The organism is Methanospirillum lacunae, assembly GCF_003173355.1.
GTDB lineage: Archaea > Halobacteriota > Methanomicrobia > Methanomicrobiales > Methanospirillaceae > Methanospirillum > Methanospirillum lacunae.
The window spans coordinates 154,938-166,730 of the sequence record NZ_QGMY01000007.1 but is presented as its reverse complement, the minus strand read 5'-3'; the positions used below and the strand labels follow the sequence as shown (position 1 = coordinate 166,730).

General features: G+C 44.8%; 9 protein-coding genes. 6 read left to right on the top strand and 3 right to left on the bottom strand.

Translation table 11 applies throughout. The features are described from left to right. Position 1 precedes the first annotated feature (1 nt). Both DK846_RS08755 and DK846_RS08750 read right to left on the bottom strand, forming a co-directional pair. Positions 2-1,972: a PA14 domain-containing protein gene (locus DK846_RS08755; protein ID WP_181391699.1), complete on the bottom strand. Its 1,971-nt coding sequence runs from the start codon at positions 1,970-1,972 to the stop codon at positions 2-4. Next, positions 1,972-3,660, bottom strand: coding sequence for a hypothetical protein (locus tag DK846_RS08750; protein ID WP_109968559.1), 1,689 nt, complete (start codon positions 3,658-3,660; stop codon positions 1,972-1,974). Before DK846_RS08750 ends, DK846_RS08755 begins: the two co-directional genes overlap by 1 nt. A 489-nt stretch (positions 3,661-4,149) precedes the next feature. Between DK846_RS08750 and DK846_RS08745 the strand changes: the two genes are divergently transcribed. The 6 genes from DK846_RS08745 to DK846_RS08720 all read left to right on the top strand — a co-directional run bounded on the left by DK846_RS08745 (position 4,150) and on the right by DK846_RS08720 (position 11,103). Further along, positions 4,150-4,914 carry a hypothetical protein gene (locus tag DK846_RS08745; protein ID WP_146201185.1) on the top strand — a complete coding sequence of 255 codons (765 nt, stop codon included), beginning with the start codon at positions 4,150-4,152 and terminating at the stop codon, positions 4,912-4,914. Between the two features lie 241 nt (positions 4,915-5,155). Next, positions 5,156-5,764, top strand: coding sequence for a tetratricopeptide repeat protein (locus DK846_RS08740; RefSeq protein ID WP_181391698.1), 609 nt, complete (start codon positions 5,156-5,158; stop codon positions 5,762-5,764). A gap of 274 nt (positions 5,765-6,038) precedes the next feature. Continuing rightward, positions 6,039-7,580 carry a PKD domain-containing protein gene (locus tag DK846_RS08735; RefSeq protein ID WP_109968556.1) on the top strand — a complete coding sequence of 514 codons (1,542 nt, stop codon included), beginning with the start codon at positions 6,039-6,041 and terminating at the stop codon, positions 7,578-7,580. Positions 7,581-7,689: 109 nt separating this feature from the next. Beyond that, entirely contained in the window at positions 7,690-9,192 is a 1,503-nt protein-coding gene (locus DK846_RS08730; RefSeq protein ID WP_181391697.1) for a PKD domain-containing protein, read from the top strand. 88 nt (positions 9,193-9,280) lie between these two features. Then, entirely contained in the window at positions 9,281-10,255 is a 975-nt protein-coding gene (locus DK846_RS08725) for a hypothetical protein (RefSeq protein ID WP_109968554.1), read from the top strand. Then, positions 10,252-11,103: a methanogenesis marker 8 protein gene (locus DK846_RS08720; protein ID WP_109968553.1), complete on the top strand. Its 852-nt coding sequence runs from the start codon at positions 10,252-10,254 to the stop codon at positions 11,101-11,103. The genes DK846_RS08725 and DK846_RS08720 overlap by 4 nt, the downstream gene beginning before the upstream one ends. 6 nt (positions 11,104-11,109) lie before the next feature. Here DK846_RS08720 and DK846_RS08715 read toward each other — a convergent pair whose 3' ends face one another. Continuing rightward, positions 11,110-11,787 (bottom strand): V-type ATP synthase subunit D, encoded by a 678-nt coding sequence (locus DK846_RS08715; RefSeq protein ID WP_109968552.1) that lies wholly within the window; start codon positions 11,785-11,787, stop codon positions 11,110-11,112. Between the last annotated feature and the right edge of the window lie 6 nt (positions 11,788-11,793).

Here is an 11,793-nt window from a genome sequence, read left to right as displayed (position 1 = left end):
TCTAATCAACAAGATAATACAGGTCTGTAAAGAAATTCGCATTATAGGCGTTTGATGTTGTTCCAGGTAACTGGTACCGAAGTTCAGCTGCAGCCTTTCCTGCATTTTCATAATACCAGATCGTGTATGTATGCCATCCTGGGATTACAACGGAAGGATCTGTTGTACATGGATACCAGTCTGCTGCATCTGGTGGATATGGTTTAATCCAGGCTCGTGCGTCGATTGACTGCATAACTCCATCAATAAACAGTTTGATACCGTCATCGGCCCTTATCCAGAATCGGTAGGATCCAGGATTTTCGATAAACATTAATCCACTCCAATTAACATAGAAATAATCTTTATCGGTATTGGATCCTACTGCATTTGTTGTACTGATCGGTACTCTATTAGGCCCGTTTGGCCATGCAGCTTCAAGTGTTGAATATGCTGGAGTCGCTGGAATTGACATGGCCAAAGAGTCAGCGAACTGAATGTGATGATGCAGTTGTTTATTCCATGCAGTGGTTGATTCAATATATTGCCATGGATAACTGTTTCGAACTCCAACAGCCCTGCGGTTATCTGGATCATTATAACTTCCATTAACCGTTGCACTTCCCCAATAGTTTCCCCAAACTCCCTGAATTGCAAATCGTGAATGGATTGTGTGGGATCCAGTCAATGGACTGAATGTGTATGTTTGTGTTTTATGAGCAGGATTAATATCTGTCCATGCAACTCCATCAACAAGGATCTCATAAGATCTGTTTTCACCTGATGCAGTTATTGTGTATGTCGGTGTGGAACCAGCCGAATAGTTGGTTACTCCAAGTGGGGAGATCGTTCCTCCGAGTCCGGTTGTAGCTTTAATTGAGTATGATGGCGAAAATATTACTGCAAGGGATATATCCTGTGTCACGGATGAGTTTAGATAGGTAAACGTTGTGTTGTTTGCAGCATTTTTGACATTTTCCCCTCCTGATATTACCGAGTTACCATCAGTTGCTGTTCCAGAAATCCATCGAAGGGTACTGATCGTTCCTGAACCTGTAGCAGAGAATAGGGCACTAAATGGATCACCGGAGGTAACCGTAAATGTGTAACTCCCTCCATCTGAAATTGATACAGAACCATTACTTACTATTCCCCCTGCACCCAGGTTGAAAATGGTAATATGGGACTCGGGTAGTCCAAAACTAAAATAAACGGTCTGATTTGTATTTATTAGTGGAGAGAATGTGGTTGTGGTTTTTCCGATTGCATTAGGAATGGAATCTGCTTCGGTGCTATTCATGTGGTCTTGTGTCCAGAACTCAGTCCTGTTGGTTGCAAGATTGATAATCCCGGATGTTGCTGTACCAGTCAATGAAATCTGGGTTCCAACCGGGACTTTTACTACTGTAAAACCATCTAATGTAGTTGTTGTTCCCCCGCTAGGTACAACCGTTCCGCTCCCCGATGTTAATAATCGGACAAAATAATAATCGGTTGGAGCATTCGTTGATGTGGGTGATGAATTTGGTAAAGTTTTAAGGAACTTCTTTTCATACATCAATACCTCATATAATCCACTATCATGCCCATTGCCGTTATTTCTGTAGATAACTTGAACTGAAGAGATAATTGGTGTCATATTTACAGAGAAATTGATGGTATTCCCTGTTACTAAGTTGTTTGTTCCTGCTGTGTTGCTTATTGTTGGTGAGTCTGAGTAAAACGTGTAGGGAGGCCCGGAGATTGGAATTGCCCTGAATAGGTATTCATTTTCATCAACAGGATCTCCTCCTCTTGACTGAATATAAATTGTATTGTTTGTTACATTTTCGTTAATGGTGGTTTCATTCCATATTTCAAGACGAGGATCAGGGATAATTTTTGGAGGATACTGAGAGGTTAAAACAACAAGAACAACAGAAGCAGCAGAGACCAAAATCACAATTAAAAGAAGAGCGGATATTAACTCTGATAATCCAGGTTCTTTTATCATTATGACCCCTGCCATCCCACTGGCTGAAGGATAATATTTACATCTACCTCAGAATAATCCAAATATACTCCTCCAGAACTCTTTACTTGAAAGGTAAGGTTTCCCGCCGTTCCGGCAGAAGATAAATAAGCCCAATCTGTTTGAAATCCTGAAGATGTGTTTGCAGCATGGATAATTGAACTAAATGCACTTCTCCATGCTTCTCTCGTATTGTCTGGTAGATTAGAGATGGTAATGATGACATCATCAGCATTCTGTGTAACTGGTGCGAGGTAATACTGTCTTTGAGATATCTGGTCTGTCACCACTCCTCTCCAAATTCGTGAAACCCTGGATGAAACCTGTACTGGTGTTGTTCCGGAAATATCCTGGTTATCCTCTCCTGTAATGATTAGTTTAGTAATGCTCACCGATGGGATGTCACTATTTGAAAGATTTTTTGCAACTCCTAGTGAGACAAGTGGAAGTAATTTGGATACACTTCCATTCTGTTTTAAGAATACTCCGCCGAATTGGTAATAATACTCTTGTGGTACCCAGTAGTAGTTCCTCCCGGTGTAGGAGAATTTTCCCATTGATGTTGGTCCAGTTGTAACTGGAATATTTATGTAAGAGGATCGTATTGCTGAATCGAGATCTGTTGTGTTTATTGCAGTTGAAGTATCTACAGATTTGTTAACGTTTACATCCCAGTTTTTAGTAATATCTGCTGTGCCATTGTATTGTTGCAATAATGTTCCATTGAACCACTTTACGTCCATGGGGCCGAGTGTATCCAGCCCATATGCAGGATCCTGAATGTTTATCCAATATTCTAAAGGTCTTGTGGGTGAACTATTCAGGGTGAAATTTTGAAAAACAGGGTATCTTGTATTTGTAGATTGATTCAACTTTGTTAAACTCATTATTAGGTCATACCGGTAATCCACTTTCATCTGATAGGGACTTTTGGCTAAATTATATGCTGTAGCATTTGTTTCAGGAACAGAAAATGCAGGAACTCGCAGGAGATCAATTGATGCTGTCCAGTTTGATGTGGTCTGATATGTTCCACTATTCGTAGAATTAGGATAAATATCGCAAAGATGATATGTAATTGACTGGTTTGATGAAAAATCGTTTGGCGAATCTGGAATTCGACTTGTAATTATTGGATGAACAGGAACCGGTATCCTGATCATGTTGGTGAACTTTGATGGATACAGTGATTGGTAATAAAGCAGTTGTCGGTACAAATCTGGATTTACAGATATCAGATTGGATAAATCTGATTTAGATGTGAAAAGTGAAGTGACTCCATCAGATGTATCCTTAAACAACCCTTTGATTTCAATCTTTATCAACCCGTTCCCTGATCCTGTATCGACCTTCATCTCTCCGTCTGATCCTATTGGCTGGGTTAAGGGAAGAAAGACAAATTGGCCCTCCGTTTTCTGCCCTAATGTCCCCATCTCAATATTCTGAGCTAACGAAGTATTCACCTGACTGTTTATCCATAACGAATCCATTGACATCTTAAAATCTACGAACTGGTTTTTTATATATGTCATATGGGCGATCTCTGCCTCTCTTCCGTGAGCAGGGACCACATAGGTAACATACAATGAAGCGACGACAACGAGAATTGCAATTATTAAGATAAACCCAATCACTTCTGATAATCCGGACTCTCTCTGCGTATCCACCATGACCAATTATACCAGTATTGACTATTCAGGATATATATTTTTCAAATAGTACTTGAATGATTTAGGCACGTCTTTCAGATCTGTTTACATAATAATTAGATCTCTCTAAAAATATCCTAAACTGTAGCCTTGTTTTCCAAAATTAACCTCATTTTGATCCTCCCAAAATTCCTACTAAAATTTACCTTAAATATAGGCTCAAATACCTGATTCTCCCGATTTAATCGTTTTATCAGGCCCCCCATATCCCCTGTTGGTCTCCCTCTGATGTTTATATCAAACAGCGTGCCAAAACCTCAATAGCAGCCTTCTGTAGGCCTTCTCACATTTGAGACGCATCCCGCATCTGATCGCTAGGGCCACACAACCTTGAGGTTCGTCATCCCTAACTGCCAGTATAATATTCTTATTATCCCCATCGAGACTTTGTAATTCTGTATTTGCGGGGACTGAAATCTCTCTCACATCAAGAACAATGATGGTGATATATTGGTAGACAGAACATTGCTCATTTGTGCATCTTTGGTAGTCATTGCGGTCCTGTTATTTGCAGGAACCGGATTCCTCCTCATGTACAAAGGAACCTCCGGTCACAACCCGACAGATTCCTTCCCGAAGAATAACGAAAAGATGAAAGCCCCTGGCCAGGGAAATAATGGTGATCAGATGCACAGATCCAGTGGTTGGCCTGGTTCTGGAGAGTCTGGTTCATCATCACCGGAAAATGTTGGTGGCGAGCACGGCTGTAGGATGGCACATCACGGTCAGATGAAAATGATGAAACCTGATGATGCAGGTCCTCACAACGAGGGCGATCATGATTCAAAGTTATCAGAAAATTCCCCCGATCATTCAAGACCGAATCAGGGGTGTCCCGGCATGATGAAACAGGGACGGGAAGACCATGAGATGGGTTCCCGTGATGATACCTGTCCCTGCATGAGGGACTCTAGTATGGAACCTGGTGAAATTGACCGGTTCACTGGGCCACGTAACGGGGATAACCAGGAAAAAATGTCGGGAAATTCTCCTGAATCAGGTAGAAAAATGTATAATCAATGTCCGAACAAGGAGAAGATTACTCAAGGAACATCAGGAGATCAGGCTCTCCCAGGTGAAAAACACAACCAGGGATTTGATCGAAATGATAACCCATCGTCACATCACCGGTTCCAGAGTAATAACCCGCAGGCAGGCCGCTCTGATCAGACAAATCAGGAACAGGTTTACCTGGTTGTTGCCAAACAGGGATAGGTTGCTAAATACAACTTATTTTTTATTAGCATAAACCCGGTTTAATATTCAGATACGATGATATCTCTTCTTAAAACTGATTGTCCTGTATGAAATTTTTCAATGAGTGATTGACCCTTATCAAACGTTGATACATCTGGTTTGAAATATCAACGTGAAAATCTCAATTCTGTACTGTTACCAGTTCCCACTTTTCCCATCAGGGAAGGTATGATGAGGGATGATATCCTACTCATCCTCTATGCGATCCCTTGTGTTTTTCTTTACCCTCCTCTCTCTAGTACTCATTGCCCAGTGCTGCTTTGCAGAAGATTCCACTGCCTGGTATGACAAGGGGGTGGAACTGTTAAACCAGAGTAAATATCCGGATGCGGCAGCAGCGTTTAGAAACGCAACCGAACTCGATCCTAATAATACCTGGGCCTGGCTCAACCTGGGAAAGGCAATGCAGGGGATGAACTGGTTCACTCCGTCATATGATGCCTTTAAAAATGCGACCACCACTGACGCAAATAATACCTGGGCCTGGATATTCAGGGGAAATTTCCTACAAGAGCGAAACCAGATCCCTCAGGCGATAACAATGTACCAGAATGCAATAAAGTCAGATCAAAAGAATGCCTGGGCCTGGTATCATCTTGGAACAGCAGAGCAGGCTCTTGCTCATTACCCGGAAGCAGAACAGGCATTCAGCGATGCAATTGCATTAGATCCTACTAACCAATGGGCCTGGTACAATCTTGCTGTGGTACAGAAATCCACAGGGGATTATGGAGGGTACGCCATGAACCTGAGAAAAGCGAGTGAGATAGATCCGGATCTTCCCCACAAGGTAGGACTCGTGTCCTAACACTCTGGTTTTTTTGGTGCTCATATTTTCGTGAATATGCTACGCATTTTTGTAAAATAAGGCGATAATCGGATCAATAAAAACGAACAGAAAGTACTGACGGTAAATGACGCACTTCATCGTATAAGGGGTTATGGCGTAAACGGCCGGAAATAATACACTATTACCTTTTCTTTTACGTGCCATATTTTATATAAGATCTTTAATATAGGTATCATACAGATATCTACCCTGTTTATCTGCCTGCCGCCCCGGGATAGTCTGGAGTTATTCCATGAATGAAGAAGAAGATGATATGCTTGAACTGCTTGATGATGAGGAGCTGATTGCAGAATCGGCCCAGGATCAGGCACAAAAGCATACCGAAGAGTCAACAGACGACTCATTTGATGATGAGTTGGAACTGGATGATACAGAAGAAGAACCAGCAATCGATAAAAATGTGCAGGAACAGGTAAAAGAGCCTGAACCGGCAAAAGAAAAAGAGGGACTTGAAATAGATATCAGGTATCTCATCGTCGCTGCGGTAGCCATAGCAGCAATACTTGTTGCAGCTATCCTCTTTGTACTCCCGGCATTCTCCGATAAAGCTCCTGATGTAATTATTAATCCAAGTCAGACCGGAGAGGATCTCTTCCTCTACCATGCCGGAGGGGCACCACTAAGCGAGGAATTCCTTACAGTTCAGGTCAACGGGGCAGCTGCATCATCTGATAAATATATGCTCATGGGTGGGGGATCATGGCCCTGGTCGTCAGGGACAGTGCTCAGAGTAGACACATCAGGATATACCAAGCCGGCAGTTGTAACTCTGCTCTATAAACCAAAGTCAACCGAGTATACCGTTTATACAACAACGGTCCAACCAGTTTCGACTCCAACACCACTGCCGATGATAACTCCGGATCAGCAGGCTCCTCCTCAGAATACTTCACCTGTAACTCCCCCGCCGGCAAGCCAGCAGCCAGCTTCACCTGAAGTGCCGTTGCAGCCTGTGCCACAGACACCAGCCCAGACGCAGGTCCCAATTGTAGCACCTGTTACAATGGGAGGAGTAAGTATGGATGTTCAGCCTGTATCTGGAGCTGCACCGCTAACTGTTCAGTGTAATGATCTCTCAACCGGCTGTATCAGAAACCGGGTCTGGAACTTTGGCGACGGCACAACTACAATGAAACGGAGTCCGACTCATGTCTACCCATTCCCGGGCGCATACAATATCTCTCTTGATGTCAGATTCTGTGATCCAGAGGATGATTCAGTTCCTCAGACCAGACAGGTGACTGTTGCTCCATCACTTAGGCAGGACACTATTATCCAGGGAACCGGTAAGGCACAGATTAGTGCTGATGCGAAGCTCTTCTTCACAGTAAAGGGCCCGGGAACCAACATTAGGATCGCAGGACGTGATCATTATCTTAATGCTGGAGATCATGTTGAACTAATTCTTGGTAGCGGAGGAAATGGAGATCTGACGGTTGTATCAAATGCCGTCCTTAACTGTAATTATGGAAATGTTACCATGGTTGTAAATGGAGAAGAAGTTGAGACGGGAACTGTATCAGTCATCAATATCGATCAGTACCTCCAGTTTGAAACAGCAGATCTCACCATCAAAGCAATAGCAGGCAGAGATGGTGCGAAGGGCCTCGTTGGAGGCCAGCCGGTGGTAAATGCAGCACCAGGCCAGCAGATCATCTTCAGTAACGTGGGCCTTGATTCATACGGTAAACTTCTCTTCAGTGTGCAGGATGCGGCAGGATTCACCTTTAGAGGCGGTGTGGGGTCGTATGAAGTCTCCACTTTATCAATGTAATGATTTTACTATCAAACAAATAGAAGCAGGTTCAACATTAACAAAACGATTCTGAAGGTTGCTGAAAATGGGGCAGCAACCTCAAATTATTCGGATGGGTGATTCAATAATGCGATATGATCAGGCGATGTCTCAAATGCAGACGATCATCGTACTGGCGGTGGTCATGATTGTCCTCTTTGGTCTCGGGCTCTCTCTTGTCTTATGGAACCCGATCACTGAGAAGATACCGAAAGCGTCCATCTCAATCGAGGGAGAAGGTGATTCGATTGTGATGCATCACATAAGCGGAGATCCGCTTCCGTCAGACCGTCTTGTTGTCAGGGTCAACGGTGATGTGGTAAACAATCAGAATCTCAACTTCATGAACGGAGCCTGGCCCTGGTCTGAAGGAGAGAATGTCCAACTTTTCTACCCGGCACCAGAATCTCCCAGGGTTGTTGAGATCTATTACATGACTGACAAGGGTGAGAGCGTTCTCATCGACAAGGCACGAATAGACCCTCCACCAAAGGTAAGCGCAACTCCAATTCCGGTCGAGATTGTGGCAACCTCAACACCGGCACCGGCAGCGACTATCATTCCTGTACAATTCAAGGATGCTGATCCATACCAGCCACCAGCTGCTGATTTCACTGCTGATCCACTGGTCGGAGATCCACCACTGACCGTCTCATTCCGCGATATGAGTTATGGAAAGATCGGGAACTGGCTCTGGAGTTTTGGTGATGGTACTACCTCAACACTACAGAACCCGGTTCACACATACTTTGTGCCAAACTCCTATACTGTCAGCCTGTTGGTGTCCAATTCGTATGGATCAAACCGAAAGACTGCTGAAAACTATGTTATCATAGGTTCGCCACCGATGGCAAACTATCTTGCAGAACCAAAGAGTGGACAATCCCCGCTTACCGTGCAGTTCACTGACCTATCAACCGGAAGTCCGAAACAGTATGAATGGTCATTTGGAGACGGTACCCAGTCAACAGATAAGAACCCGGTTCACATCTTCCAAAATGGCGGGGATTACAATGTCACCCTGACAGTCACAAATGCGTATGGGACTAACAAATTCTCTCCTCCTGTTGGGATCAACGTAACCGCTCCGACCAAGATGGATGTCTATATGACAAACAGTGTAGCCGGAAACCTTGAACCTGACGGATACATTAGAATGAGGATTACTGATCCGGTCAGTTCTATCAAGATAGCAGGCAAGATCTACCAATTCACTCCCGGAGACATCATCCAACTCATTTATGGTGGAGGCTCATCAGATGGAACGATATCATCTGATAAAAATCAATTCGTAGCGTTTAATTTCAATGATGTGACACTGGTAAAGAACGAGGAGATCATAGCCCGTGGTCCGGTGAACGACTTCAAGGTTGGTGGATATGATAGTTTCTCATCCACTCTGAACCTTACAATACCGGCAGGAGATGTGTATGACAAACTCTACATCGACCAAGAAGAGTACAAATATGTCAAGACCCCGAAGCTCAGGTTTGTCGGCCTTGGACCAGGAAGCGATCAGAAGTTCTTCTACCAGAAGTCAAGCCGGGCGATGAACTTCCAGGGTGGAATTTCAGAGTTCCAGCGGGGATAACACCATCTTTTTTCACCAGTCAGTGCATTAGAAATTCTTGCCTGACGAGCAGATATTCATCCTTTCAGTCAGAATAGATCTGAGTATCATGCATCTGTATACCCCCCACATGTTCTTTGTAATTCTGTTCTTCTGCCTGGCAGCAGCAGCCTTCCCCTGCTCCGCTGCCCCTGCTGATGACGGTTCGGTCGTCTATTCAACAGACTTTACAAATGGAGATGGTTGGATCACCAATAGCAAAGACCGGTTTTACCCTGAAGTTGAGACCGGAAGATATCATTATCTTCTCGAAGGAGGCACCGGCGGGTATTCTGCCTACGCTCTTCCTCAAAAGGTGAACGGTCAGTTTATTCTTGAGTTTGATGTGACTCCGGAAAAAACCGATGACGGATCAACCTTTAGATTCGGAATCGGTACAGACAAGAAAGATAGCCAGAGAGGGCCTCTTTTAATGGTGGAACTGGCTAACAAGAAAGATGGCAGACTTTTTTATCTTAAAACGGTTTCAAAGGAGAATTCTCTTAACCTTATTGGATCAAGTCCCTCGACTGGTAGTTCTGGTTCAACGGTAAGGTTTGAGGACAACACAACCTACCATGTAAAACTGACATACTACGCAGCAGATAGCCGTGCATCCATTGTTGTACAGGAGCAGGGCTCTCCTGATGTCATTTTCACTGCCTCGGCTCCAGTATCTGGGAAGATGGAGGATTTGACACAATTATATCTCACTTCGATTGGTGATGGAACATCAGGGCCCCAGGCTGAAGGCTATATTGACAATATTAAACTCACTCTTCCCACATCGCAGGCAGGAGTAAGTGCCGCAGTAACCACAGCAGAGGAGACTGCTGATGTAACTCCTGCTCCGGTCAGTACGACGACAACAGCCAGACAAACTGATGAACCTACTCCGGTCTTCACTCCAGGCCCTACCCGCACTCCCTTCCCTCTCCCACCAACTCCGACGCCAACCCAGACACAGCAATCTGGTTCTGGCTTTCTAATCCTTTTCCCTGCTCTTGCAGGAGGGGCCATTCTCGCTCTTAAGAGGTATCCATGACTGATGAACACATCATTGAAGCGATTGGACGATCCAGAATAGTTGTTCGGGATGGAAAAGTTGTGGAGGTCGGCGAAGCAGTTATCACCGATTGCCCTCTTGCAAAAAGATTTGCATGCCCGGTCGAAGAGTTCACACCAGAAGCGGTAAAGAAAAATATTGAGAACCGGATTGAAGCATTTGGGATGTGTACTCCTGAACGTTCACTCATTTCTGATGATGATTTTGTCGGATTCGGTGCGTCTGAGCTCACCCGCACGGGTCTCGCCTCAGGGATCATTGATGCAGCAGTTCTGGCATGTGATGGTGCGGGAACAGTTGTAGTGACTGATCCAGCAATGGCCCAGGGGATTGGAGGCCGGATGTCGGGCCTTGTCTCAACCTCTCCAATCAGGTCTGTCATTGAACGGATAGAAGCCGGTGGAGGAATCGTTCCTGATCCAGTGTATGCATCCATAGATCCACTAGCCGGAATTGCTGCTGCACACAAGGCTGGATATTCCCGTCTGCTTGTAACCGTTGCAGGTGCAGATGCGGCAGAAGCCGTGAGAAACGCAGATCCTTCTGCTATTATCATGGCTGTTCATGTCACCGGGACCTCACGTGAGGATGCAGTAAGAATCTCAGAAGTTGCTGACATTTCAACCGGCTGTGCATCCCGTCATATCAGGGAAGTATGCGGAAAAAAGGCTCTCATGCAGGCAGGAACTGTAGTTCCTATCTTTATCCTCACCAGGAGAGGCAAGGAACTGCTTCTGGCACGGCTTGCTGTAATACCAAATCAGATTCTGGTCAGCCACACAGCTCTTCCGGTAATTGGAGAAAAGACACCCGGCCCACTGGTCTGATCCAACTCATTCCAGGGCTTTGTTTTTCCTCTCCTGATCAGTCTTTTCAGCTGCTTCCTCTTTTCTTCTTTTTACATGAAAGAGCCTGCTCGTATCCTCACGTTCCATCTCATCACGCATCCGGGAGATATACAGTTCAGTCTCCTCAAGAGTTGGGATAACCATGTGTTCAAGTGCCTTGACTCTTCTGCTGATCCGCTCAATCTCTGCCAAAAGACGCTTAAGTGTTGCTTCATTTCCTGCGTATACGATAATGGCATCGAGGAGTTCTTCGTATGAGTCAGCGAGATCGTCAATGACAAGGGTTGTTCCAAGCAGTCCGTACCCTCGTTCAATCACGTCTGTCTTAACGTTTTTTCCGGTGATCACCGGAACTTTGACTCCAAAGACATTGCGCTGTGAGAGGTCGATTTCTGGCTTTACCTCAACCGAGTAGGCAGCGACGGTCACACCTACTGTTCCTTCTATCATATACGCTGCGGCAATCAGAAACCGGGTCCGGTTGTAGCGTTTGATCAAGAGTTCGTGCTCCTTTTTTACCTGAGGAGCAAGACGTGTCACCTCAAGGATCAACCCGTCTAATTTCATACTCAAGATATTGTATGCCTTCCGAGCCATCCTGAGTCTGTTTTTAAGTGCAAGAAGGCCGGCACGGGTTGGTTTCACATCAGTCTGATAGGCCATGACTCC